Here is a 26,267-nt window from a genome sequence, read left to right on the forward strand (position 1 = left end):
GCCCGGCAGTCTTTTTCAGCGCTGAACCCCTTGTTTTCGCGTCACTCCTTCCTCTGGCAACCAGAGGTCCGACACTACAAATAAAATGAGATCGAGGCACGCCATGAAGAAACTTTGGAAAACGGTTTGTGCGGTTGCACTGATGGGGATGGTGATTCTTCCGGTGCAGGCAGAAGAAAAAACCATCACGGTTGGAACGATGTCCTGGGAGGACTTGACCCCCATTACCGGCATTACCAAGAAGGTCCTGGAGAATGCCGGTTACACCGTCAAGGTCGTCGAGTTTTCCGAAATCGGCATCGCGTATGCCGCGTTGACCAAAGGCGATGTGCAGGTACTGGCCTCGCAGACCGACTACGCCACCCAGGACTATTGGAACAAGAACAAGAACCGCCTGGAAAAACTCTCTCCGGTTTCCTACGGCTTGTATCAGGCAATCGCGGTGCCCAAGTACGTCGACATCGATTCCCTGGACCAACTCAATGACAACGCCGAGAAGTTCAGCGGCAAGATCGTCGGCATCGAACCCGGCTCGGGCTTGATGAGCGACGCCAACAAGGCCGTCAAGGACTATGGCCTCAAGCTGCAATTGCTCGAAGGCAGCACCGCCGCCATGACCGCCGCGCTCAAGTCGGCGGTCGACCGCAAGGAATGGGTCGCGGTCACGATCTGGGAGCCGTCGTGGATGGCCCAGAAGTTCGACCTCAAGTTCCTCAAGGACCCAAAAGGCTCCTTCGCGCCGCCCCAGGCTTACTACTGGATCGGTCATAAAGGCTTTGCCGCCGAATACCCCCATGCCCGTGAAGTCATCGCCAGCGTGTACGTGCCATTGGCCGATATCACCGCCATCAACGGTGTGGTCAAGGACGGCAAGACCATGGATGAAGCGGTCGCCGGTTGGGCCGACAACCACGCAGACCTGATGAAGCGCTGGGCCAATATCAAACAATAAGCATCGACCTTTTTTTGCCACTGCCAGGTACGGATAACGCGTTCTGATCCATTAGAAAAACCAGCCCGACTGGTTCAATAGGCTCAAAGATGACAACGGTCAAAATAGACACCAACGAAGTGCTCGTGGATTGCCAGTCGGTCTGGAAAATCTTCGGTCAGAATGCCAAGGCGGCGATGGACGCGGTGGTCAGCAGGGGGCTCGGCAAGACCCAGGTGTTGCAGGATTTCAGCTGTGTAGTAGGGGTTTCGGATGTCAGCCTGCAGGTTCGCCGCGGTGAGATTTTTTGCATCATGGGCTTGTCCGGCAGTGGCAAGTCGACCCTGATCCGCTTGCTGAACAAATTGATCACCCCCAGCGCCGGCAAGGTGCTGGTCAAGGGTAAGGATCTGTCTGCCCTATCGCCTGCGCAGTTGCGGGATGTGCGGGCGAAAAACATTGGCATGGTGTTCCAGAGCGTGGCGTTGCTGCCTAACCGCACGGTGTTGGAAAACACCGCCTTCGGTCTGGAAGTGCAGGGCGTCGGCAAGGCTGAGCGCTACAAGGTGGCGGAGCGTGCGTTGGCCAAGGTCGGTTTGACCGACTGGGCCTCGCGTTACCCCAGCGAATTGTCGGGTGGCATGCAGCAGCGTGTCGGGCTGGCCCGTGCGCTGACTGCTGACCCTGAGATTATCCTGATGGATGAGCCGTTCAGCGCGCTCGACCCGTTGATCCGTCGCCAGTTGCAGGACGAGTTCCGTCAACTCACCAAGGAACTGGGCAAGTCCGCCGTGTTCATCACCCACGACCTGGAGGAGGCGATCCGCATCGGTGATCGCATCGCCATCATGAAGGACGGGGTGATCATCCAGGTCGGCACCGCCGAAGAGATCGTGTTGAACCCGGCCGATGATTACGTCGCCGAATTCGTCGCGGGCATCTCGCGCTTGCACCTGGTCAAGGCCCATTCGGTGATGACGCCGATTGCGCTCTACACACGAGCGTTCCCGCTGTGCGATTTCTCTCGATTGCCCCAGACCTCCCCCGACACGGATATCGATGCGCTGATCGGGTTGACCATGAACGCCGACCTTGAACCCCTGGCTGTGGTCGAGCACGGCGTGGTGGTCGGCGTGATCACCGCCAAGGACCTGTTGCGCGGCGTGCAGGGCATCCCCAACGACGCCCAGGCGCTGGCTCCCGTGTTGGAGACTTCGTCATGAGCGTCCCGGATTTCTCGGTGCAGTTCGATGCGGCCGTCGACGCGGGCCTGATGTGGCTGCAGGACAACGGCGAGGCGTTTTTCGAGGGGGCCAATACCGCGCTGACTGGCGTGTTCAAGGCCGTGCAGTGGTGTCTCGCTGCGCCGCCGTTCTACGTGATTGCCCTGGCGGTCGGCCTGCTGGGCTGGCGCATGGTGGGTGCACGGTTTGCGCTGCTGTCGGCGATGGCGTTGCTGGTGTGCAGTTTTATCGGCCTGTGGCCGGAAACCGTCGGCACCTTGGCCCTGGTGCTCACCGCCACCTTGCTGGCACTGCTGGTGGCGATACCGCTGGGCGTGCTGGCCGGGTTGACGCCGGCGTTCGACCGCGTGGTCGACCCGTGCCTGGACCTGGTGCAAACGTTGCCACCCTATATCTACCTTCTGCCGGCCATCGCCTTGCTCGGGTACGGCCCCGCTACCGCGTTGCTGGCGACCTTTATTGTTGCGGTGCCGCCGGCCTTGCGCCTGACCTCGCTGGGTATTCGCATGACGCCCAAGGAGTTCGTCGAACTCGGCGACGCGAGCGGCGTGACCGGCCTGCAGATGTTCTTCAAGATCCGCCTGCCGTTCGCCATGCCCAGCATCATGGCCGGGGTCAACCAGAGCCTGATGATGGCGTTCGGCATGGTGGTCATCGCCGGGATCGTCGGTTCCGGGGGCTTGGGCGAAACCATCTACGGCGCGGTGCGCACCTTGGATATCGCCAAGTCGATCAACGCCGCACTGGCCATCGTTATTCTTACCATGATTCTCGACCGCCTCGCGCAGGCTGCTGCCCAGGCGCGCAAGGGAGCCAGCCAATGAACGTGACGGACTTCCGTTTTTCCCCGGGCGCATTCCTGGCACCGGCCATCGATTGGTTGAACGCAAACCTGCACGGCCTGTTCGTGATCATCAGCAAGATCATCGAAGCCACATTGGGCGCCATCGAAACGGTGTTGCTCGCGCCGCCTGCGTATGGGCTGATTGCCGTGGTGGTGCTGGCGGCATGGGGCCTGGCCAAGTGGCGCGTGGCACTGTTTGCCGGGCTGATGTTGGCGTTCTGCCTGTTCGCCGGGCTGTGGGTGGCGTCGATGCAGACCATCGCACTGGTCTCGGTGGCGGTGCTGATTTCTGTCAGCGTCGCGTTTCCCCTGGGCATTCTTGCCGCAAGAGTCAAGCGCGTGGACGCGGCGCTGCTGCCGATCCTCAACATCATGCAAACCGTGCCGCCGTGGGTGTACCTGATCCCGGCAGTGATGCTGTTCAGCCTGGGCCGTGTGCCGGCGATCATCGCCACCATCGTGTATGGCATTCCACCGATGTTGCGCTTGACCACTCTGGCCTTCAAGCAACTGCCCAAGGACCTGCTGGAGTTGGGCCAGGCCATGGGTGCGTCGCCTCGGCACATCCTGTTCAAGATCGAGTTGCCCACGGCCGCGCCCACGCTGTTGGTCGGGCTCAATCAGTGCATCCTGCTGTCGCTGGCGATGGTGGTGCTGGCCGGGTTGGTGGGGGCAGGGGGGCTGGGCGCCGAAGTGACGCGCGGCCTGACCCGCATGGAAATGGGCCTGGGCCTGCGCGCCGGCCTGGCGATCGTGGCGGTGGCGCTGTTGCTCGATCGCCTGTCACGCGGTGCGTTGCAGCGCCAGGCTCGGCGTGCCTGAGGTGGTGGAGCGACGGCAATTCTGCGGTGCGATGCAGGGCAAGAACCTGCGCTATCTCGACGCTCAGCCGAGCCAGGAGGTGCGCAGGGCGCGGGCGGGGTTTGTGCTGTTGGAACATTTTTCGCTGCCGGCCTTCACCCAGGCGCTCGATACCATCGTCACCGCCAACCTGTTGCGGCCGGCAGTGTTTGCGACAAAAACCTTTGGCCTCGGCACCGACGAAATCGTCAGCGACCTGGGCTTGGTGATCCGGCCGGACGAGCGCCTGACACCCGATGCGGTGTGCGAACTGGACCTGTTGGTGATCTGCGGCGGCTATCGCACGCCGTTGCGCTACAACGATGAACTGAGCCTGTTGCTGGAAGTGGCGGTGGAGCAAGGCGTGACGCTGGCCGGGATATGGAACGGTGCGTGGTTTCTGGGGCGGGCAGGGCAGTTGGACGGGTACCGGTGCGCGGTGCATCCGGAGCACCGTCCAGCATTGGCCGAGATAGCCCGGCTTACCCAAGTGACGAGTGAAGCCTACGTGGTGGATTGTGATCGGCTGACGGCATCGAGCCCGACGGGTGCCTTCTATATGGCCCTGGAGTGGATCCGCAGCCTGCACGGCAAAAGCCTCACCGATGGTATCGAGGACATCCTGGCGTTCGAGGCGTCACGCTTCAGGCGTATCAAGCCGATGTTGAACCTGTCGATCAGCGGACCGTTGCGTGAGGTGATCAACCTGATGGACGTCAACCTCGAAGAACCGTTGCAGATGCTCGACCTGTGCCTGTACGCCGGCCGCTCGCGACGGCAGATCGAGCGCCTGTTCAAGGAACAGCTCGGCACTTCGCCACAGCGTTATTACATGGACCTGCGCATCACCGAGGCGCGGCGGTTGTTACAGCATACCTCGCTGAGCATCGTCGAGGTGTCGGTGGCCTGTGGTTTCGTCTCGCCGAGTCATTTCAGCAAGTGCTACAGCGCCTATTTCGGGCATCGGCCTTCGAAGGAAATCCGCCTCGTCAAATAACTGATTAAGCCCGTAGCCATTGGGCCATAGTCTCGTTTTACGTTGTGTATATTAATTGTAGACAATAAGAATATTGTTGTTTTATAGTGCGAATACAGGTAGTAGACCGTGTGCACTTACTACTAGGAAGGTTTCACCATGGCTACCAAAGAACTCAGCACCCCGGCTCCCGTCGAGCCAACCATCGACCGGAAGGCGGTCTTGGGTGATGCGCTGCGGCGCCGCATCCTCAGCATGGAACTGGCACCGGGTGCCGTGGTGGATGAGTTGGCGCTGTGTGATGAGTTCGGTTTGTCGCGCCCGCCGGTGCGTGAACTGATGCGGCAGATGGCGGCGGAGGGCTACATCGATCTGGAAGCCAACCGCGCGGCAAGGGTGTCGGCGATGAGCTACCAGTCGCTGCGCAGTTTTTTCCTGGCGGCGCCGCTGATCTACATTGCCACCACGCAGTTGGCCTGCTCCCACGCGACGCCGGCTGAAGTTGAGGAATTGAAGCGGATACAAGGTTTGTTCCGCACGGCCATCGATGAAAAAGATGTCGAGAACCGAGTGTTGTACAACGACGAGTTTCACCTGCAGATCGGCAAGATGGCCCACAACGCCTACCTGATGCCGAGCTTGCAGCGCTTGCTGATCGACCACGCCCGTCTGGGCAAGATCTTCTACCGCCATCCGACCACGGTGGATATGCAGGAAGACCTGGAAGTGGCCGCCCAGCAGCACGACGACATGATCGACGCAATTGAACGACACGACCCGGTCTTGGCCGGGGAAATCGTGCGGGCCCACCTCGAACTGTCCCGTCGGCGGATGTCCGAGTACGCGGCGCCCGAAGGCCTGGATGTAGCGCTTACCTTCTGACCGGTTGAGGCTGGGCAGTGTGACGCGATGCAGACGGGTGGCTGTTAGCTCTAACAACTATAAAAGAACCCAGGTCGCGAACATGGCACTCATCAGAAACACCCCGGCAGACGATTCAACCTGCGGCTGGTTTCATCTCAGCCCACCGCGCGTGGCCCGCCCGCCACACAGTGGCATTCGCTCGGCGCGCTGGGCCGTGGTAGGGGCGGGGTTCACCGGCCTTGCGGCGGCCCGCCAACTGGCGCTGAATTTTCCGGATGACGAGATCGTATTGATCGAGGCGCAGGAAGTCGGCTACGGCGCCTCCGGGCGCAACGCCGGCTTTGCCATCGACTTGCCCCACGACATCGGCGCCGAAGACTATATCGGCGACATTGCCACCGCCAAAATCAGCATGGAGCTCAACCTCGCCGGGCAATCGATGCTCCGTGCGCTGGTTGCGCAGCACGGCATCGACTGCCAGTGGCGCGATTGCGGCAAGTACCAGGCCGCTGTCGAAGACCGCGGCATCGCGGTACTGGACGCCTACCAGCGCGGTCTCGACAAGCTCGGCCAGGCCTACCAGGTGATCAAAGCCGACGAACTGCCCAGCCGCATCGGCACGGGTTTCTATCGCAAGGCGCTGTTCACCCCGGGCACGGCCCTGGTCCAACCGGCGGCGCTGGTCAAAGGGCTGGCAGACACTTTGCCATCCAACGTGACCCTGTACGAAAACACCCCGATCACCGACGTGGAGTACGGTGACAAAACCGTGCTCAGCCACAAGAACGGCCGCATCGTCGCCGACAAGCTGGTGCTCACCAACAACGCCTTCGCCATGAGTTTCGGCTTCCTCAAAAGTCGCATGCTGCCGATCTTCACCTACGCCAGCCTGACCCGTCCGCTGGACGAAGAAGAGCAGGCGCGCCTGGGAGGCAACCCATTCTGGGGCGTGATCCCGGCCGATCCCTTCGGTACCACCTTGCGCCGCACCGTCGACAACCGTTTGCTGGTGCGCAACAGCTTCAGCTTCAACGCCGACGGGCGCAGCAACCCCAAGTACCTGCAACGCTTCGTCAAGCGCCACAAAGCCTCCTTCGACCGCCGCTTCCCGCTGCACCGTGACGTGACGTTCGACTACACCTGGGGTGGCTCCCTGAGCCTGTCGCGCAACCACATGGCGCACTTCGGCGAGCTGGCCAAGAACGTCTATGGTGCCCTGTGCTGCAACGGCCTGGGCGTCACCCGCGGCACCGTCACCGGCACCTTGCTGGCCGAGTGGCTGGCGGGCAAAAGCAATCACCTGGTGGACTTCCTGTTGACGTCCCCGGGCCCGAGCAGAAACCCACCGGAGCCGCTGCTTTCAGCGGGTGTAAACATGAACTTGCTATGGGGACAAAGTCGCGCCGGCCAGGAAAGCTGACCCGCAACACGCTAGTTACGTAATACCGAACTTAATCTATTGATTGGAAAACAGCAGGCGTTTGCGCGACTGCGGTTTCTGATTGAGACGGCATTCATTCGCCTGGATTTCAAGTGTGCGTTGTACTCCGGCAAATGAACGAAGCGAAGTAGGAGATAATAATGACAAGTCCGAATGCCTCAATTGAGGATATACCGCTCAATAACTTTCACCGATTGCTCACGGCCCGTTCGGGCGGTGGTTCATTCGTCGATGGTTATGTATTAAGCATTATCGGCATCGCGATGATGCAGGTGACCGGCGCCCTGGCGCTGATCGAGTTCTGGCAAGGGCTGATTGCCGCGTCTGCCTTGATCGGTGTGTTCTTCGGCGGTTTTATTGGCGGCTGGTTGACCGATAAGTTGGGGCGCAAGAAAGTTTATTTCATTGGCCCTTCGTTATTTATTGTGTGTTCCCTGGCGCAATTCTGGGTTGAATCGGCGTGGGCGTTGTTCTTGTTCCGTTTCATCATCGGTTTGGCCGTGGGCATTGAATACCCGGTGGCCACTTCCTTGTTGGTGGAGTTCCTGCCCAAGAAACAACGGGGCCCACGGCTCGCGGCGTTGACCATTCTGTGGTTTGCCGGTGCGGCGTTTGCCTATGTGGTCGGCAACGCCATCATCAACACCGGCGCCAATGACGCCTGGCGCTATGCGCTGGCCAGCGCCTCGGTGATCGGGCTGGTGCTGTTCGTGCTGCGCCTGGGCACTCCGGAATCCGCGCGCTGGCTGCTCAGCAAGGGGCGTGAGGCCGAAGCCGAGCAGGTGATCAAGCGCGTCTACGGGCCACACTATTCGCTGCGCGACCTGCCCGAGCAACCTGACGAACGCAAGATGACCTTCCGCGACCTGCTGCGTTCGGGCTACGGCAAGCGGCTGTTCTTTGTCTCGGTGTTCTGGTCCTGCTCGATCATCCCGGTGTTCGCCGTGTACGCCTTTGCCCCCAAGGTGTTGCAAGCCCTGAACCTGAAAGGGGAGTGGGCTTCCTACGGCTCGATGTTCATCACCCTGCTGTTCGTGGTGGGCTGCGTCCTCGCTACACGGCTGATCAACACCATCGGCCGACGCAGCATGCTGATCCACAGTTTCCTGTGGTCGGGCCTTGCCCTGCTGTTGCTGGCGGCATTCTCCAACCGCCATGAGCTGCTGGTGCTGTGCCTGTTCGGCGCCTACGCCGTGTTCATCGGCGGCGCGCAAGTGCTGCAGCTGGTTTACCCCAACGAATTGTTCCCCACCGAAATCCGCGCCTTTGCCGTCGGCATCGGCACCTCGCTGTCGCGGGTCGGCGCCGCCGTGGGCACCTACCTGGTGCCGCTGTCGCTGGCCTCGATCGGCATCGGCAACACCATGTACGTCGCGGCCGGCGTGACCTTCGTCGGCCTCGCGGCCGCCTGGGCCATGGCCCCGGAAACACGCGCGTTGAACTTGCGCGACGCAGCGGCTTTAAGCAGTTGAGCGAAAAAACCTCATATTCACAGTTGGAGAGACACCCATGAAATTTGAAGGCATCTACACCCCGGCAATCACCCCGTTGACCGCCACTGGCCAGATCGACAGCGCAGCCTTCGCAGACGTGCTGGAATACCTGATTGAGTCCAAGGTGCACGGCATCATTATCGGTGGCTCCACCGGCGAGTACTACGCGCACACCGCCCAGGAGCGCATCGACCTGGCGGCCCACGCCAAGGAAGTCATCGGCAACCGCGTTGCGCTGATCGTCGGCACCGGCGCCATCCGCACCGAAGACTCGGTGGAATATGCCAAGGCTGCCCGCGCCATCAAGGCCGATGCGATCCTCGTCGGTTCGCCGCCGTACGCGTTGCCCACCGAACAGGAAAACGCCATCCACGCCTTGGCCGTGGACCAGGCCGCGGGCTTGCCGATCATGCTCTACAACTACCCGGGCCGCATGAGCGTGAGCATGGGCGACGAGTACTTCAAGGCCGTGTCCGCCTCGAAAAACGTCGTGGCCATCAAGGAAAGCTCGGGCGACATGGGCCAGGTCCATCGCCTGGCCACTCAATACCCGAACATCGCGCTGTCCTGCGGCTGGGATGACCAGGCCCTTGAGTTCTTCGCCTGGGGCGCCCGCAGCTGGGTGTGTGCCGGCTCCAACTTCGTGCCCCGTGAACACATCGCGCTGTACGAGGCGTGTGTGGTCGAAAAAGACTTCGACAAAGGCCGCAGGATCATGGGCGCGTTCATGCCGCTGATGGACTTCCTCGAAGGCGGCAAATTCGTCCAGGCGATCAAGGCCGGGTGTGCGTTCAACGGCCTGCGCACCGGCAGCGTGCGTGCGCCGCTGCAACCGCTGTTCGAAAACGAGAAACACGCGCTGGAGACCGTCATTACCGACCTCAAGCGTAACGTCGCACACATTGTCGGAGGTGCATGATGACCCATCTGCTCAGCGCCGCCGAATACGCGGCCATTGCCCAGGACATCCGGTTCCCGACCACGTCCTTCATCAACGGCGCGGCCCATACCTCGGGTTCGGGCAAGACGTTTACCACCACCAACCCGGCAACCGGTGACGTGCTGGCTGAAATCACCGCGTGCAACAGCGACGACGTGGACTACGCCGTGGCCTCGGCCAAGCAGGCGTTTGACGATGGGCGCTGGCACACCCTCAGCCCGGGCACGCGCAAGAAAGTTCTGCTGCGTTTTGCCGACCTGCTGGAGCAGCATTCCCACGAACTGTCCGTGCTCGAAAGCCTGGACAGCGGCAAGCCGGTGCGTGAGTGCCAGCTGACCGACGTGCCGGAAACCATCCACATGATCCGCTGGCACGCCGAGCTGATCGACAAGATCTACGACAACACCGCGCCAGTGGGCAATGACGCGCTGACCCTGGTGGTGCGCGAAGCCATCGGCGTGGTCGGCCTGGTGCTGCCGTGGAACTTCCCGCTGCTGATGCTGGCCTGGAAAATCGCGCCGTCCCTGGCCGCTGGCTGTTCCATCGTGGTCAAGCCGGCCAAGGAAACCACCCTGACGGCGCTGCGCGTGGCCGAGCTGGCGTCCCAGGCCGGCATCCCGGACGGCGTGTTCAACGTGGTGTCCGGTGGTGGCCGTGAAGTGGGCGAGCCACTAGGGCGTCACATGGACGTCACCATGGTCAGCTTCACCGGCTCCACCGACACTGGCCGTCTGTTCCTGCAATACGCGGCCGAATCCAACCTCAAGCGCATCGTGCTGGAGCTGGGGGGCAAGAACCCCGCCGTGGTCATGAACGACGTGGCCGACCTCGACCTGGTGGCGGGGCACATCGTCAACGGCTCGTTCTGGAACATGGGCGAGAACTGCTCGGCGTCGTCACGCCTGATCGTCCACGCCGATATCAAGGACGCGCTGCTCAAGCGCATTGGCGTGCAGTTGCAAGGCTGGAAGATGGGCAGCCCGCTGGACCCGGACAACCGCCTGGGCTCGATGGTCAGCCGGGCGCATTTCGACAAAGTCAGCTCGTACCTGGTGCAGGCCGGCAACGAGAACCTGCAGGTGGTCTTCGGCGGCAAGACCGAGGATGACATCTACGTGCAACCCACAGTGGTCGATGGGGTTGGCGCAGACAGCGTGCTGTTCAAGGAGGAGATCTTCGGCCCGGTGCTGACCGTCACCACCTTCACCACGCTGGAAGAGGCTATCGCCCTGGCCAACGACACCATCTACGGCCTGGCCGCGTCGGTGTACACCGACAACCTGCGCAACGCGATCAAGCTGTCCCGTGCGATCCGCGCCGGCATTGTCACCGTCAACTGCTTCGGTGAAGGCGATGCCTCGACACCGTTTGGTGGCTACAAGCAGTCCGGGTTCGGCGGGCGTGACAAGTCCATCTGGGCCCACGACCAGTACACCGAACTCAAGACCATCTGGATCGACGTGTCCGAAAGTTAAAAAAACAGGCGCCCCTTTACAAAGCTCCACGCAAGCGGCGATGGGGGCGCCTTCCTTTCAACCGGGTCAACAATAAGAAGTCCACGGCCCTGCTCGTTTTCTCGAAGCCCTTTCATGACTGCCTATCGTACTGCCCTGACTTCTGCCCATGTCACTGCCATTCTGTTTGGCCTGACCGGTATTTTTGGCGCGCTGATCCACGCCAGCGCCAGCGTCATCACCTTTGGTCGCGCGGCCTTTGCCATGCTGGCCCTGGGGCTGTTTGCGCGCTTGCAAGGCCGTGCGCTGCTGCGCGGCCTGACCCTCAGGAAACTCTTGGTCTACGGACTTTCGGGGCTGATGCTGGCCGCGCACTGGGTGACGTTCTTCATCGCGATCAAAGTGGGCGGCGTTGCCGTCGCCACCTTGGGTTTTGCCAGCTTCCCGGCGTTCATCGCCTTGCTCGACATGGCGGTATTTCGTGATCGACCGCACCTGGCCGAAGCGCTGTTGCTGCTGCTGGTGACCTTCGGCCTGGTGCTGGTGACTCCCTCGTTCGAGGTGGCCAACCAGGGCACCGTCGGGCTGTTGTGGGGCATCGCCTCCGGACTCTCGTTTGCCTTGCTGGCGATCACCAACCGGCGTGCCACTGATGGTCGCAACGGTGTCCAGGTGGTGTTCTGGCAAAACACAACCGTGGCCGTGGTCATGGCCCCGTTTGCCCTCGCCGACCTGCCGGGCATCGGCTCGCTCGACTGGCTCAACCTCGCCATCCTGGGCGTGCTGTGCACGGCGCTGTCCCAGGCGTTGTTCGTCAAGAGCCTCAAAGGCCTCAACGCACGCAGCGCCGGCATGATCATCTCGCTGGAGCCGGTCTACGCCATTGCCTGTGCCTGGTGGTTGTTCCATGAAGCGCCGTCTTCGCGGATGCTGGCCGGCGCCGCGCTGATTGTGCTGGCAATAGTGCTATCCGCCCAGGCCGAAAAGTCCCACCCAACCCCCAACTTGTAGTGAGCGGGCTAGCCCCGCGCCGCGGTGTACCTGACGCCTAAGGTTCATCTGACACACCGCGGCGCGGGGCAAGCCCGCTCACTACAAGCCCTCGGGGTTGGCATCCTGTTGCTGTAGCGCATCCGCCAGAAAATCAAGAAACACCCGTACCCGTGGCGGCAGGTGGCGGCGGCTGGGGAACACGGCGTTGAGAAACAGGTAGTCGTTGGCATAAGGCTCCAGCAGGGCAATCAGGCGACCGTCGCGCAGGTCGTCCTGAATATCCCACAACGCCTTGAGCACTATGCCGCTGCCGCCCACCGCCCAATCATGGATCACCTCGGCGTTGTTGCTGAGCAGGGTGCCCTTGATCTGCACCTCCAGCCCATGGCCGTTTTCCTGGAAGGTCCAGCGATCAAAGATACGCCGGCCACGCACCAGGCGCAGGCAGTCGTGGTGCAGCAGGTCCTGGGGCGTCTGCGGCGTGCCGTGCTGCGCCAGGTAGTCAGGTGACGCGCACACCACGCGGCGGCTGGACAGCAGGCGGCGGCTGACCATGCCGGTGTCGCTGGGGTTGTCGGTCAACAGGCCTACATCCAAGTCGTCACCCGCTACGTCGGCGGGTGAATCGGAGAGCAGCAGTTCTACGGTGATACGCGGGTAGCGTCTGGAAAACTCGGCAATCAGCGGTGCAATTCGCCGTCGGCCGATTTCCAGGGGCGCACCTACGCGGATATGCCCGTGGGGCGTCTCCAGCCGTGTGCCCACTTCGGCCACCGCCGCGTCCAGCTCGTCGAGAATGAACAGCCCGCGCTCATGCAGCAGCGCGCCTTCTTCCGTCAGGCTGAAATGCCGTGAACCCCGGTTGATCAACCGCACCCCCAGGCGGCTTTCCAGCCCCGCCAGGCGCCGGCTCACGGCAGGCAGCGAACTGTGCAGGCGCCGCGCCGCCTCCGACAGGCTGCCCGCCGCCACGATGCGCACGAACAACCGCAGGTCACTGATCTCGTCCGCCATACCTTCCTTCCTGTTTTTGCAAGGATGCCTTGATTTTTTAACGGCTATTCAGCCGCTCGCGTGCTCATCAGACTGCCACCAAACCCGCTCTTAGCAAAGCCTTGAGCCCGATTCTGTTCATCTAGCGAGCCTCACCGTGAGCCATCTCAACTCTCACTCCGAAGACACTTCTGTTTCCACTGGGCGCAAACAATGGGCGCGCCTTGCGCTGTTTCTGGTCGCCTTTGTAATCATCGTCCTGGTGCTGCTTCAAGGGTTTCATTACTGGCGCAATGGGCGCTTTATCGAAAGCACCGACGACGCCTACATCAAGGCCGATTCCACCGTGATCGCGCCCAAGGTCGGCGGTTACATCAGTGCGCTGCCGGTCAACGACAACCAGCCGGTCAAGGCTGGCCAACTGCTGGCGACCATTGACGACCGCGACCTGCGCAACGCCCTCGACGACGCCCGTGCCAACGTCACGGCGGCAACGGCGGCCGTTGCGCAACTGGACGCCCAGGTGGTCGCGCAGGCGTCGATGATTCGCCAGGCCGACGCCCGCGTGGCGGCTGCCTCGGCGACGTTGAGCCTGTCGCGGCGCAACGACACGCGACGCCAGGCAATGGCCCGGGTCGGCTTTGGTTCCAACGAACAGGCCGATAACGCCGCTACCGACGCCAAGGCGCAGACCGCCAACCTGGAGGGGTTGCAGGCTGCTGCGCTGAGTGCCCGCCAGCACGTGGATGTTCTTGCCCGCCAGCGAGAGCGTGCAGTGGCGCGCCGGGACGCTGCCCAAGCCCAGCGTAACCAGGCCGAACTGAACCTGAGCTACACCCGCGTGGTGGCGCCGGTGGATGGCACCGTCGCGGCGCGTAGCGTGCGCACCGGGCAATTCGTCCAGCCGGGCACCCAGTTGATGGCGCTGGTGCCCCTGGCACAGGTGTATGTGGTCGCCAACTTCAAGGAGACCCAGTTGCTCAATGTGCACCCCGGCGAGTCGGTGCGGGTCAGTGTCGACACCTTTCCCGACCATGATCTAAGCGCCACCGTCGACACCCTGGCCCCGGCCAGCGGCGCGGAATTCAGCTTGCTGCCACCGGACAATGCCACGGGCAACTTCACCAAGATCGTGCAGCGGATCCCGGTGAAAATCCTGTTCAACGACGCGGGTGAACTGGCTGGGCGCCTGCGTCCCGGCATGTCCGTGACCGCCGCCATCGATACCCGGGCGCCACGCCATGAACCATGATCCTGTGAGCCTGCGCACCTGGGTGGCGGTGGTCGGCGCCGCGCTCGGCGCGTTCCTGGCGATCCTCAATATCCAGATAGTCAGCTCGTCCCTGAGCGATATCCAGGGCGCCATCGGTGCCGGCTCGGATGAAGGCGGCTGGATCACCACCGCCTACTTGGTCGCCGAAATCATCGTGATCCCCATGAGCGGCTGGCTGGCGCGGGTGTTCTCGACGCGCACGTACTTGCTGACCAACACCGTGCTGTTCCTGATCCTCACCGTGGCCTGCGCCTTTACCAAAAACCTCGGGCAGATGATCGTGGTGCGGGCCATGCAGGGCTTCGCCGGGGGCGTGCTGATTCCCTTGGCGTTCTCCATCATCATGACGCGCCTGCCGCCGTCCAAGCATGCGATCGGCCTGTCGATCTATTCGGTCTCGGCGATCTTCGCCCCCTCCATCGGGCCGGTGATCGGCGGCTACTTCAACCAGACCTTCGGCTGGCAGTCGATCTTCTACGTCAACCTGCTGCCCGGCTCGATCATGCTCGGCCTGTTGTGGTTTGCCCTGGACGCCGAACCGCGCCAGTTGCACCTGCTGCGCACGGGTGACTGGTGGGGCATCCTCAGCATTGCGATTGGCCTGGGTTGCCTGGAAACGGTGCTGGAGGAGGGCGAGAAAGACGACTGGTTCGGCTCGCCCTTTATCGTGCGCCTGAGTGTGATCGCAGCGGTGGCCCTGAGCGTGTTTGTGTGCGTGCAACTGCGTCGGCGCAATCCGCTGCTGCAATTGCGCCTGCTGGCGCGGCGCAACTTCGGCCTGGGCACCATGGCCAACTTCTTCTTTGGCCTGTCGATGTACACCTGGGTGTACATCATTCCGCTGTACCTGGCGCGTATCCATGGCTACAACTCCGAGCAGGTTGGCTATGTGCTGATCTGGATCGGCATCCCGCAATTGCTGATGCTGCCGCTGGTGCCCGCGCTGATGCGGCGTTTCGACCCGCGCAAGCTGGTGGCGGTGGGGTACCTGATCCTGATCGGCGGCAGCTTGCTGGCCACCCACCTGTCGATGAGTTTTGCCGGCCCGCAGTTCATCGCCTCCAGCCTGATCCGCGCCCTGGGCCAGGTGCTGGTGATGACGCCACTGTCGGCCATCGCCGTGGCGGGGATCGAGCGCGAACACGCAGGCTCCGCCGCCGCGCTGTTCAATATGACCCGCAACCTCGGCGGCGCCATCGGCATTGCGGTGTTGCAGACCTTCATGAGCAACCGCGGCAAGTACCACTCCGACGTGATCACCCCGCAGGTGTCGTTGCTCAATGACGCCACCCGACAACGGCTCGATGCGTTGACCCAGTGGTTTCTTGCGCGCGGCATCAGCGACCCGGAACTGGCGCGGCACCAGGCCATCGTCGAGGTGGGCCGGTTGATCCGCCGCGAGGCGTCGATCCTCGCGTTCAGCGACACCATCATTTTGCAGAGTGCGTTGTTGGGGCTTGCTTTCCTCGCCGTGCTTTTGCTGAAAAAAACCAGAACCGGCAACACCGGCGAGGCGCACTGACATGAATACTTCCTTCACACCCTACACCCTGTTGCTGTTAAGCCTGGCGCTGGCCGGCTGCACGGTCGGCCCGGATTACTCGGCACCCCAGCCACCCGAAGAGCAACACTACCTCGCCGATCCTCGGCAGGAAGCGCAACTCAATGAAGGCCAAGCGCTGCGTGAAGATTGGTGGACCTTGCTGGGCTCCCCCGACCTCAACCGCACCGTCGACCGCGCCCTGGCGCAGAACGGATCGCTGGTGATCGCCCGCGCCAACCTCGCCAAAGCCCGGGAAGGCGTGGCGATGGCCGACGGTGGGCGATTACCGCAGGTCGATGCCGGCGCCAGTGCGGGTCGGACCAAGGTCGGCGCCACGGCGTTCGGGCCACAGGCCGAAGACTTCCCGTTGTTCTCGGCCTATGGCGGCGGGCTGAGCGCGACCTATGACCTGGACCTGTTCGGCGGCGAGCGGCGTCAAGTGGAAATGGCCTCGGCCAATGTGCAGGTAGAACAACAGGCACTGAAAGCAGCGCGCCTGGAAGTCGCCGGCAACAGCGTGGGCGCCGCGCTGCGCATGGCCGTGCTGAACGGGCAGGTGCAGGCCATCACTTCGGTGATCGAGGCCGATCAGCAGACCCTCGACCGCGTGAAACAGGCGGCCAAGGCTGGCGTGGCTTCAACCCTGGATGTGAGTTTGGCGCAAAGCCAGCTCGACCGAGACCGCGCACGCCTGCCGGTGCTGGCCCAGACGTTGGCGGTCAATCGCGGCGCGTTGACCACACTGGTCGGTGCCACCGAAACGCGCTGGACCGCACCGGACTTTGACTTGGCCTCCCTCCAACTGCCCGAGCATGTCCCGGTGGCCGTCCCTTCCGAGCTGGTGCGCCTGCGCCCGGATATCCGGGCTGCCGAGGCCCGTTTGCAGGCGGCCAACGCCTGGGTCGGGGTGACCACGGCAGACCTGTACCCGCACCTGACCCTGAGCGCCAGCCTGAGTGACGAAGCCTTGTTTTCCGGCCCCGCCAGCTCTGCCTGGAACCTGCTCGGCGGGCTGGCCGGCCCGGTGTTCCATGGCGGCACGTTATCGGCGCGCCAACGGGCGGCCGAAGACGCCTATCAGGGCGCATTTGCGGCGTATCAGCAGACGGTGTTGCGTGCGTTCCAGCAGGTCGCCGTCAGCCTCCACGGCCTGCAAAACGCCGCGGATGAGGCACGTGCCGAGCAACAGGCCCTCGACTCGGCGACTGCTGCGCTGCGCCTGACCCAACAGGCGTATCACGTGGGCAGCGCTGGCCTGCTGCAAGTGGTGCAGGCCCAGCGCACTCAACAACTGGCGCAACTGAGGTGGGTGCAAGCCCGTGGAAACAGGTACCAGGAGACCGTCAACCTGTTCCTGGTCCTGGGCGGTGGTCATGCCTGAGACTGTAGTGAGCGGGCTTGCCCCGCGCGGCGGTGTGTCAGGTAACCCCGATGCGTCTGACACACTGTCGCGCAGGGCAAGCCCGCTCACTACAAAGCGAGGGCGTACGGGCGCAATGGTTGTTCGGCTGGCGGGCGGGGGCGTCCGGGAATCGCGTCAATCAGTTCACGGGTGTACGCATGGGTAGGGTGGCTGAAAATCTGCTCCACCGACCCCTGTTCAACCACCTGCCCATGGCGCAACACCAACACCCGGTGCGCAAAGTTGGCGACCACCGACAGGTCGTGGGACACCAGCACGTAGGCCATGCCCATCTCCCGTTGAAGTTCTTCCAGCAACTCAAGAATGCGCGCCTGCACCGACACGTCCAGCGCGCTCACTGGTTCATCGAGCAGCAGCAGGTCGGGCTTGAGCGCCAGTGCGCGGGCGATGGCGACCCGTTGGCATTGGCCTCCGGACAACTCGCGGGGCAGGCGGTCGAGAAAGTTGACGGGCAGGTGCACCCGGTCGATCAGTTCGCGCGCGGCCTGTTCCAGGGCTGCGCCCTTTAGCCGTCCAAACGACACCAGCGGTTCCACAATGCTGTCGAACACCGTGAAGCGCGGATCGAGGGCGGCGAATGGGTTCTGTTGCACCAGCTGGATGCGCTGGCGCAGCGGGCGGAAGTCACGCCAGCTCAGGTCGGTCACATCCTGCTGCTCGAACAGGACCCGGCCCCGGGTCGGTTTCTCCAGACCCAGGGCGATGCGCAGCGCGGTGCTTTTGCCCGAGCCGGATTCGCCGACGATGGCCAGGGTCTGGCCGGGGTAAACGTCCAGGCTGAGGTTTTCCAGCGCCAGGAACGTCGCGGCCTCACCTTTGACCTTCGGCAGGCTGAACGTCTTGGCCACGTTGCGCAGGCTCAGGATCGGCGCCTGGATATGAGGCACGCTGGGCAACGGCTCGCGGCGCCTGGCGAAGGCCGGTGCGGCGGCGATCAAGGCGCGGGTGTAGTCGTGGCGGGGCGCCTGCAGGATCTGGCGCGGCGGCCCTTGCTCCACCAACTCGCCTTGTTTCATCACCAGTATCCGGTCGGCGCGGTCGGTGGCCACGCCCAGGTCATGGGTGATGATCAACAAGGAAATCCCGCGTTCACGCACCAGGCGTTGCAGGTGGTCGAGGATCTTGCGTTGCACGGTGACGTCCAGCGCGCTGGTGGGTTCGTCGGCGATGATCAGGCGCGGGTTGCCGGCCAGGGCGATGGCGATCAGCACACGCTGGCGCATGCCCCCGGACAGCTCGTGAGGGTACTGGCGGGCGCGCAGTACCGGCTTGTCGATGCCCACCTGTTGCAGCAGATCGACGACGTCGGCATCCACGCCGGGGTAGCGCCGCCCCTTGGCCAGGATCACGGCCTCGGCAATCTGCTGGCCGATGCGCAAGGTCGGGTTCAGGCTGACCATCGGGTCCTGGGGCACCAGGCCAATGGTGCGCCCGCGCAGTTGGCGTTTCTGGCGGTCGCTGGCGCGGGTCAAATCGTGGCCGTCCACCCACAGCGCTCCGTCGGTGATGCGGGCGTTGTCCGGCAACAGGCCGAGGATGGCATTGGCCAGGGTCGACTTGCCCGAACCCGACTCGCCGACAATCGCCACCGTCTCGCCCTGGGCCAGTGCAAACGACAGGTTGCGCACGGCCGGGTTGGCCTGGCCGCCTGAGTGGTAGCTCACGTCGAGCTGACGCACATCGATCAACAGGGGAAGGGGGCTCATCGGCGATGCTCCTCAAACGTGCGGGCAATGTGGTTAAGGCTGAAGACCACCGCCACCAGGAACAGGCCGGGCAGCAGGGACACCCAGGGGGCGGTGATCAGGAAGTGCCGGCCGTTGGCGATCAAGGTGCCCCATTCTGCTGCCGGAGGCGCCGCGCCGAAGCCAAGAAAACTCAAGCCGGCCGTGGCGAGGATCGCGGCACCGAAGTCCAGCGTCGCGAGCACCGCCACCGGTCCCCAGGCGTTGGGCAGGATGTGCCGCAGCAAGGTCCGCGCCCAACTGGCGCCGCCCAGGCGGGCCGCTTCCACGTAGGGCAGGGTCTTGACCCGCAGCACTTCGGCGCGGGTGGTGCGCGCAAACCCCGGGATGATGCCGACGCCCACCGCAATGGCCACCGGCACGGTGCCAAAACCGATGGCCGTGACAATGGCCAAGGCCAGCAGCAGGCCGGGCAGGGCCAGCAGCACGTCGATAAAGCGCATGATCACCGCGTCAATGCGGCCCCCGGCAAAACCCGAGAAGATGCCCAGCCCGAGCCCGCCCACCAGGGCGATACCCACCGCCAGGAACGCGGCCTGCACCGACAGGCTGGCGCCGTAGACCACCCGGGTGAACAGGTCGCGGCCTAGCTCATCGGTGCCGAACAGATGAGTCAGGTTCGGCGCGCGTAGCTTGTCGATTGGGGCCGTGGCGTAAGGGTCGAAGTGCGTCAGCCATTGCGGCACCACGGCGGCGACCAACGCGAATATCACGATCAGCAACGCCACGGTAAACCCCGGCCGGCGCAGCAGTGGCAGCACCACGGCGGTGACGCGTTGCAGGCGGCTGCGGCGTCTCCAGAGGGGCGCGGGAATACCGGTGTGACCCAGGTTGTGCTGGAGGATAGTCATGGTCTAGGACACCTTGGGTGTATGGGAGATGCGCGGGTCGAGCCAGGGGTAGAGCAAGTCCACCAGCAGGTTCACCAGCACAAAGGCTGCGGCGGACACCGCGACAATTGCCAGTACCACCGGAATGTCCTGGCGCAACACCGCTTCCTGGGCCAGGCGGCCAATGCCAGAACGGGCGAAGATGGTTTCCACCAGCACCGCGCCGGACACGGTGTTGCCCACCTGCAGGCCGATCAGCGTGAGGATCGGCAGCGCGGCATTCTTGAACCCGTGGCGTGCCTGCACCTGAGCCCGGCTTAAACCCTTGGCGTAGGCGGTGGTGATGTAGGACTCCTGCCACACCCCCTGGAAACTGCGCTGCAGCACCTGCGCGTACACTGCCGCACTGGGAATCGCCAGGGTGACCGCCGGCAGCACCAGGCTCTCGACCCCCCGGCTGCCGGTGGCGGGGAACCAGCCCAGGCCAAAGGCGAACACCTGGATCAGCAGCAAGCCCATCCAGAACACCGGCACCGAAAACCCCAGCGATGGCAACCGCGCCAACGCCACTTTCAACGGCCGCCAGCGCACATACGCCGCCAGGTAAGCCAGCCCGATGCCGCCGACCAGCGACAACACAATCGCCAGGCCTGCCAGGGACAGCGTCTGCGGCAGGCGTTCGGCGAGCAGTTCGGCCACCGGGCGATTCAGCGACAGCGACTGGCCGAAATCCCCGTGCAAGGCGCCCAGCAGCAGGTTGAAGTACTGCTCGAACACGCCTTTGTCCAGGCCGTAATAGGCGCGGGCCTTGGCCAGGTCTTCCACCGACAGCGCGTCGGCTTCCATGCCCGACGCGCTGAGCATGATGGACAGCGTGTCACCCGGCAGCAGATAGAGGATGAAGTAGGTGATGCTATAAGCCCCCCACAACACCAGCATGGCCTGGCCCACGCGGCCGATCAGGTAGCGGGTCATGGCTGGCCGACCTCGATATCACCCAGCAGCGCAAAGCCCTCGGCGGTCCACTGGAAGTTTTTCACCCGTGGCGACGTCGCGGCCTGCCACACGCGTTCGTACACCGGGAACGCCGCGCCTTCGTCGATCAGCAAATCCTGCAAGTCACCGTAGGCCGCAGCGCGTTGCGAGCTTTGGGTGGCCGTAATGCCGGCGTCGAACAAGCCCTTGGCCTTGTCGAGCACCTGGGGCTCGTAAATGTTGGTGGCCAGGGTTGCGCTGTTGGCGGTGCGCGGGTCGAGGATGGTTTGCAGGATGATCGGGTCGGCGCGGGTCATGTAGTTGATCGACAGGTCATAGTTGCCTGACGAGTTGTTGGCGATCCACTCGGCCCGCGTGACGACGCTGAGCTTCAGGTCGATCCCGACCTTGCGCAGTTGGTCCTGGATCAGCACATCGCCGGCGGTTTCGGCGGGGCTGATGTTATAGCTCAGGCTCAGGCGCTTGCCGTTCTTCTGGCGGTAGCCGTCGGGACCCTTGGCCCAGCCGGCCGCGTCCAGCAGCTGTTCGGCACCTTGGGGGTCGTAGGCCAGTTTGGCGCCCTGGCTTTTGAAGTAGGGCGTGGTCACGTCAAAGATGCCGTCCACCACCGGGAATTCGGCGTTGTACACGGTGCTGGCGTAGCTCTTGCGGTCGATGGCTTTTTGCACGGCCAGGCGCACTTGCTTGTCGGCGAGCAGGCGTTCGCCCCGGGTGTTGGGGTACAGGTTGAGCGCCGGGCCCGGCAGCGAACGGCTCTGGATGGTCGCGCCCTTGGACTGGAACAGCTTGAGGTCGACTTCGGAAAACGGGTTGCGCGGCCACAGGATGTCAGCCTTGCCTTGCAGGAACAGGCCGTTGCGCACGCTCTCTTCGGGGATGTAGCTCACGTCCACCGTATCCAGATGGGCTTCACCCTGGTTCTTCATGTTGGCCGACGCCCAGGCGTAGCCCTTGCGTTTGGTCAGGTGCGCGCCGACTTCGGGGGTGTAGCTGGCGAGCACGAAGGGCCCTGTACCGATGATCTTGCCCAGGGAGCGCTCCTTGGCGCTGAGGGCATAGGAGGCGGGCGCCAGGATCGACAGGTTGGTGGTGGAGGTGGCTTGCAGGAACCCCGCGTTGGGCTTGGCCAGCACCAGTTTGACGGTGAAGTCATCAACCACTTCGGCGTGGTCGTAGCCCGCCAGGTAGGTCGCGCCGAACGTCGCCGGCAGCTCGGTGGCCAGGGCCTTGTCGCTGTCGAAGGCGGTTTTCACCGCCTTGGCATCGAAGCGTTCGCCATTGCTGAAGGTCACGTCCGTGCGCAGGTGGAAGGTGTAGGTCAGGGCGTCGTCGCTCACCTCCCAGCTTTTGGCCAGCCAGGGGATGATCTTGCCGCTCTGCGGGTCTTGGTCGGTCAGTGACTCGGCGACATTGCGCAGCAGCACCCGGTGTTCCAGCCAGTAGACCTGGAATGGATCGACGCTGACCAACGTGGTGTTGTCGCCAAAAAACGCGATGCTCAGGGTTTTGCTGGCCTGGGCCTGGTCACCCGAAGGTGAGCAGCCCACCAGGCTCAGTGCCAGGGCGCAGGACGCCAGCAGGCGGCTCGGTACAGTGGATCTCGTCAAAGGGATGCCCTCACGTGGCGATTGCGCTTAGAAGTCGTAGGCCAGCTTGGTGTACCAATAGCCGCCGCCCGGATAGAACGGCGGGTTGCCATAAGGCGCCAGGCCCAAGTTGCTGTACACGGCGTGCCGGTCGGGGCGCACGTCGAAGATATTGGTGCCGCCGACGCTCACGGTGAGGTGGTCGACGAAGGTGTAGCTGACGTCCAGGTCGGTGATCCATTTGGCGCCGAAGCTGCGGTCGCCCGTGGGGTTGACCGCCAGGGTCTTCACCGCGCCGTAGCGGCTGGTTTGCAGGTTGACCGCGAGGTCATCGACCTTCCAATTAGCACCCAGAATCCACTTGGTCTTGGGGGTGGCATCAGTCAGGTCGCCCTCGCGATCGCGGCCCACCAAAGTGACGCCGGAGTTGGCGAGCGCGCCGGGAGTGTCGCGGGTGCCTTCGATGGTGGTCTTGTTCCAGTTGAAGCCCAGGCTCCAGCGCACTGACCCCCAGGCATCCAGCGGCGTGGTGTGGTCGGCGACCACATCCAGGCCTTTGGTGCGGGTGTCGAAGGCGTTGGTGTAGTAGTTGACCCAGGTGCCGCTCGGCACGCCTTGGGCGGTGAGGATGTTGTTGATCACGCCGTTGCCACGGTCGTAGATGTTGCTGGTCAGGGCGATGCGGTCATCGATATCGATGAGGTAGGCGTCGGCGGTGATGCTGGTACGGGGTGCGGGCTCCCAGGTCAGGCCCAGCCCCAGGTTGCGTGACTTCTCCGGCTTGAGGTCATCACCGCCGAGGGCCTTGGCCAGGTTGCTGCCCGACGGCGTCAGGCGGGTGACAGCGGGCACCACGTTGCCGTTGGCGTCGATGGCCACCCGGTTGTCGGCGACGGTGTAGCCGATCTGCGTCAGCGATGGCGCGCGAAACCCGGTGCCGACGGTGCCGCGCACGGCCACGGTGTCGGTCAGTTCATAGCGTGAGTTCACTTTCAGGCCGAAGGTGTTGCCTGAGTCATCGTCGTAATGCTCGATGCGCCCGGCCACATCGAGGAACCAGCGCTCGGTCAGGTCGAAACCCAGGTCAAGGTAGCCCGCATAGTTGTTGCGGACCAGGTTGACCTCATCTTCCGGGCGAATTGTCACCGCCGCCTGCGCGCCCGAGGCGGCGGGGTAAGTGCCGGTGATATACGCGTCGGGCTCGCCGGCAAAGGTGCTGAAACGCTCCCAGCGATGTTCCAGGCCGGCCGACACCTGCACCGGAGGCGTCAGGTTGAATAGGCTGTCGTAGCGGCGGGTGAAATCGAGGTTGTTCACCCACTGGTCAAAACGGAAGGTGGCCAGGTTGTCGAACTGGGTCGGCGATGCCGTGCCCAGTGACGGGTTGATATTCAGGTCACTGGAATGGTGCACGGTGTTGCGCCCGTAGGTGGTGCTCAAGTCCCAGTTCCAGTCGGCGAGTTCGCCTTTGCCGCCGAACAGGAACTGGTAGTCCCGGTCCTTGATGTTGTTCAGCGGGAAGTAGCCATTGGGGAACACCTCGGGCACTGCCGCCGTGCCGGTGGGCAGGCGGAAGTAGTTGGCGGCCTCGGCGTCGCGTTCGCCGTAGGTGGAAAACGAGTACAGCGTCACGTCCTCCAGCGGCAGTTCGGCGTTGTAGGCCAGGTTGAACGCCTTGAGGTCGGGATCGCCGTTCTTGATCGCCACGCGGTCCCAGGCCGCTTCCTTGGCCGGGTCGCTGAAGGCGCGCACGGTGTTGTCGGCCTTGTCGTTCCACGAGGCGGCACCGCGTTTGCGGGCGTCGGCCGAGAAATGGAAAAAGCCCCGGTCACCCAGTTTGAAGCCCTGGTCGCCGGCCACCTTGATGGTTTCGCCCTGGCCGGAATACAACTGGCCGTAGCTGCTTTCCAGGTGCCCGCCGCTGGCCTCGGACTTGAGGATGATGTTGATCACCCCGGCCACGGCATCCGAGCCGTACTGGGCGGCGGCGCTGTCCTTGAGCACTTCGATATGGTCCACCGCGCTGACCGGGATCAAGTCGATGTCCACGGCATTCGCGCCGCTGTTATCGATGGAACCGCGCTGGCCGGTCGCGCCGTTATGGCGGCGTTTGCCGTTGACCAGCACCAAGGTGTAGGCCGGGCCCAGGCTGCGGTTGCTCAGCGGGCGGGTCACCGAGTTGTAGCCGGCAATGTTGGTGCCGAAGTTGAAGGACGGCAGCAGCTTGGCGATGGCTTCGGAGAGTTCAGCGCGGCCGGTCTTGAGCAGTTGCTCGCTGTTGATCACATCAATCGGTGCCGGGCTGTCAGCCACGGTGCGTTCCTGGCCACGCAGGCCGGTGGAGATCACGGTGACGGTGTCGAGCTTGGCGTCTTCGGTGGCCGCCTCGGCAAACGGCAGCGGGGCCGCGAGCAACAGGGAGCTGGTCAGCAGTGACAGGTGGAATTTACGGGTGGGGAGAGGGCGTGCGAGATCGGGCATGTCAGGAGTAATCCATCAGGATTGGCACTGGCCCTTGGTGCGGGTGCAGCTGGGAAACGGTGTGACATGAAAGTATTACTATAAGAAACTCGAGTGAAAGTCTTTTTTGGAATAAGCTAATTATTAATTAATGTGATTTTATGTTTTTATAAAATCACATATTTTTATTATCAATCACCTTGTAGTGAGCGGGCTTGCCCCGCGCGGCGGCGTATCAGGCACATCACATTACTTGACACACCACGGCGCGGGCTGCGGTCTGCCTGGCGCCTTGTATTCGGCTGACACACCGCCGCGCGGGGCAAGCCCGCTCACTACAATCAGAGGTCGATGCGGCGCAGTCTTCCGGTTAATGGCACAACGTTGCCATCCGGGGTCGGTAATGGCCGGCCCGTCAATCCCATGCCTTCACTCACCACCACTCCACCGGGCACCAGGCACAGGTTGGACGGTGTATCCAGCCCACGTGCCAGCACCTTCACGTCACCGTTGTGCAGGTCGCAGTCGAGCAGGCGCCCCGAGAATCGGGTAAAGCCGCCATGCAGGGTTTCGCCGTTCCAGTCAGGCGGCAACGGTTGTTGCAGGTGGCTGCACAGCTCCAGCACCAGCACATGGCCGTTGGTGCACAATGCCAGGCCGGTGGGCAGTTGCAGGCCGCTGATCAGCACCTCGATCTGCCCGCTGGCCGGGTGTACCCGGATCACCTGGCCGGCGTGGTCGGCAAAGTCGATGCCCTTGCGGGCCGGATCGCCGTGCAGTTCACCGGAGAACAGGCTGATCAACACCGCGTCGGTCTGCGGCTCATACACGAGGGTGACGGGCACCGCTTCCTGGCCCTGGTCCAGGCCAGGCAGTTGCACCCGCACACGCTCGTCTTCACCGTCGCCGAATTCCACCAGCTGGTTGGTATCGGGCTTGACCGCCAGCCAACTGCGTCGGGTCGGGTGGTAGCACAGCGCATTCAGGTTGCCCCGGCTGTGGTACACCGGTTCGGGCGGGCTGTATTGCAGGTCGAGCAACTTGGAACCGCCTATGTAATCGGTCTGGCTGGCCAGGCAACGCCCGCCACCACAGGCAATGTCCGACAGGCCCATGATTTCATCGCGCAGCATGCGCGCCTGCATGTTCATCGCACGAAAGCCCTGGGCCAGGGGCTCCCCCGGAAGGTAGGCGCCGGGTCGTTCAGGGTCGGGGTGCAACAGGCTGATGCGGCCACTGAAGGTCTGGTCCGGCAAGCCCGAGCCGGCCTCGGCCAGCAACAGGCTGCCGTCGGGTTGCAGGCACAGGCCACGGGGGTTGAGCAGGCCTTCGGCGATCAGCGTGCTGGGGCGCAGGGTTTCGCTGGGCTGCGCGGGTATACGTAGCGTCATGGCGGTG

The 26,267-nt window shown here is 63.4% G+C and carries 21 protein-coding genes; 14 read left to right on the top strand and 7 right to left on the bottom strand.

Going from position 1 to position 26,267, the window contains the following annotated elements:
- Window positions 1-103 precede the first annotated feature (103 nt).
- The 11 genes from M2394_RS21595 (at window position 104) to M2394_RS21645 (ending at window position 12,038) form a co-directional block, all read left to right on the top strand.
- Complete coding sequence (locus M2394_RS21595) at window positions 104-952, top strand: glycine betaine ABC transporter substrate-binding protein (RefSeq protein WP_178924118.1); 849 nt, start codon at window positions 104-106, stop codon at window positions 950-952.
- A gap of 89 nt (window positions 953-1,041) precedes the next feature.
- Entirely contained in the window at window positions 1,042-2,154 is a 1,113-nt protein-coding gene (locus M2394_RS21600; protein WP_178924120.1) for a glycine betaine/L-proline ABC transporter ATP-binding protein, read from the top strand.
- Window positions 2,151-2,999 (top strand): proline/glycine betaine ABC transporter permease, encoded by an 849-nt coding sequence (locus tag M2394_RS21605; protein ID WP_178924122.1) that lies wholly within the window; start codon window positions 2,151-2,153, stop codon window positions 2,997-2,999. Before M2394_RS21600 ends, M2394_RS21605 begins: the two co-directional genes overlap by 4 nt.
- Window positions 2,996-3,841, top strand: coding sequence for a proline/glycine betaine ABC transporter permease (locus M2394_RS21610; RefSeq protein ID WP_259174501.1), 846 nt, complete (start codon window positions 2,996-2,998; stop codon window positions 3,839-3,841). Before M2394_RS21605 ends, M2394_RS21610 begins: the two co-directional genes overlap by 4 nt.
- Before the next feature lies 1 nt (window position 3,842).
- Window positions 3,843-4,856, top strand: coding sequence for a GlxA family transcriptional regulator (locus M2394_RS21615; RefSeq protein ID WP_259174625.1), 1,014 nt, complete (start codon window positions 3,843-3,845; stop codon window positions 4,854-4,856).
- Window positions 4,857-4,994: 138 nt separating this feature from the next.
- On the top strand, window positions 4,995-5,717 hold the full coding sequence (locus tag M2394_RS21620; protein WP_178925749.1) for a GntR family transcriptional regulator: 723 nt from the start codon (window positions 4,995-4,997) through the stop codon (window positions 5,715-5,717).
- An 82-nt stretch (window positions 5,718-5,799) separates the two neighbouring features.
- A complete protein-coding gene (locus M2394_RS21625) occupies window positions 5,800-7,119 on the top strand; it encodes an FAD-binding oxidoreductase (protein WP_259174503.1) in 1,320 nt (439 codons plus the stop codon).
- 161 nt (window positions 7,120-7,280) lie between these two features.
- Window positions 7,281-8,612, top strand: a complete 1,332-nt coding sequence (locus M2394_RS21630) for an MFS transporter (protein ID WP_259174505.1) — start codon at window positions 7,281-7,283, stop codon at window positions 8,610-8,612.
- A gap of 37 nt (window positions 8,613-8,649) precedes the next feature.
- Complete coding sequence (locus M2394_RS21635; protein ID WP_178925746.1) at window positions 8,650-9,552, top strand: dihydrodipicolinate synthase family protein; 903 nt, start codon at window positions 8,650-8,652, stop codon at window positions 9,550-9,552.
- Entirely contained in the window at window positions 9,552-11,048 is a 1,497-nt protein-coding gene (locus tag M2394_RS21640) for an aldehyde dehydrogenase (protein WP_178925745.1), read from the top strand. Before M2394_RS21635 ends, M2394_RS21640 begins: the two co-directional genes overlap by 1 nt.
- A 114-nt stretch (window positions 11,049-11,162) precedes the next feature.
- The gene (locus M2394_RS21645; RefSeq protein ID WP_259174507.1) at window positions 11,163-12,038 is read left to right on the top strand and encodes a DMT family transporter; all 876 of its coding nucleotides are present in this window, start codon (window positions 11,163-11,165) and stop codon (window positions 12,036-12,038) included.
- An 81-nt stretch (window positions 12,039-12,119) separates the two neighbouring features.
- Here M2394_RS21645 and M2394_RS21650 read toward each other — a convergent pair whose 3' ends face one another.
- Window positions 12,120-13,034: a LysR family transcriptional regulator gene (locus M2394_RS21650; RefSeq protein ID WP_178926033.1), complete on the bottom strand. Its 915-nt coding sequence runs from the start codon at window positions 13,032-13,034 to the stop codon at window positions 12,120-12,122.
- 136 nt (window positions 13,035-13,170) lie between these two features.
- Here M2394_RS21650 and M2394_RS21655 point away from each other — a divergent pair, with 136 nt between their 5' ends.
- From M2394_RS21655 to M2394_RS21665, 3 genes are read left to right on the top strand one after another with little or no spacing between them, the layout of a single operon-like run.
- Window positions 13,171-14,265, top strand: a complete 1,095-nt coding sequence (locus M2394_RS21655) for an HlyD family secretion protein (RefSeq protein ID WP_259174508.1) — start codon at window positions 13,171-13,173, stop codon at window positions 14,263-14,265.
- Window positions 14,255-15,808: an MDR family MFS transporter gene (locus M2394_RS21660; RefSeq protein WP_259174509.1), complete on the top strand. Its 1,554-nt coding sequence runs from the start codon at window positions 14,255-14,257 to the stop codon at window positions 15,806-15,808. Before M2394_RS21655 ends, M2394_RS21660 begins: the two co-directional genes overlap by 11 nt.
- Window position 15,809: 1 nt before the next feature.
- A complete protein-coding gene (locus tag M2394_RS21665; protein WP_259174510.1) occupies window positions 15,810-17,210 on the top strand; it encodes an efflux transporter outer membrane subunit in 1,401 nt (466 codons plus the stop codon).
- Between the two features lie 89 nt (window positions 17,211-17,299).
- Here M2394_RS21665 and M2394_RS21670 read toward each other — a convergent pair whose 3' ends face one another.
- From M2394_RS21670 to M2394_RS21695, 6 genes are all read right to left on the bottom strand, one after another.
- Window positions 17,300-18,958: an ABC transporter ATP-binding protein gene (locus M2394_RS21670; protein WP_259174511.1), complete on the bottom strand. Its 1,659-nt coding sequence runs from the start codon at window positions 18,956-18,958 to the stop codon at window positions 17,300-17,302.
- The gene (locus M2394_RS21675; RefSeq protein ID WP_178920821.1) at window positions 18,955-19,848 is read right to left on the bottom strand and encodes an ABC transporter permease; all 894 of its coding nucleotides are present in this window, start codon (window positions 19,846-19,848) and stop codon (window positions 18,955-18,957) included. The genes M2394_RS21670 and M2394_RS21675 overlap by 4 nt, the downstream gene beginning before the upstream one ends.
- Before the next feature lie 3 nt (window positions 19,849-19,851).
- Window positions 19,852-20,802 (bottom strand): ABC transporter permease, encoded by a 951-nt coding sequence (locus M2394_RS21680; RefSeq protein WP_259174513.1) that lies wholly within the window; start codon window positions 20,800-20,802, stop codon window positions 19,852-19,854.
- The gene (locus M2394_RS21685) at window positions 20,799-22,430 is read right to left on the bottom strand and encodes an ABC transporter substrate-binding protein (RefSeq protein ID WP_259174514.1); all 1,632 of its coding nucleotides are present in this window, start codon (window positions 22,428-22,430) and stop codon (window positions 20,799-20,801) included. Before M2394_RS21685 ends, M2394_RS21680 begins: the two co-directional genes overlap by 4 nt.
- A 27-nt stretch (window positions 22,431-22,457) precedes the next feature.
- Window positions 22,458-24,890, bottom strand: a complete 2,433-nt coding sequence (locus M2394_RS21690; protein WP_178920818.1) for a TonB-dependent siderophore receptor — start codon at window positions 24,888-24,890, stop codon at window positions 22,458-22,460.
- Between the two features lie 320 nt (window positions 24,891-25,210).
- The gene (locus tag M2394_RS21695) at window positions 25,211-26,260 is read right to left on the bottom strand and encodes a hypothetical protein (RefSeq protein WP_259174515.1); all 1,050 of its coding nucleotides are present in this window, start codon (window positions 26,258-26,260) and stop codon (window positions 25,211-25,213) included.
- Window positions 26,261-26,267 lie beyond the last annotated feature (7 nt).

Source organism: Pseudomonas sp. BIGb0164 (assembly GCF_024810135.1).
Classification (GTDB): Bacteria; Pseudomonadota; Gammaproteobacteria; order Pseudomonadales; family Pseudomonadaceae; genus Aquipseudomonas.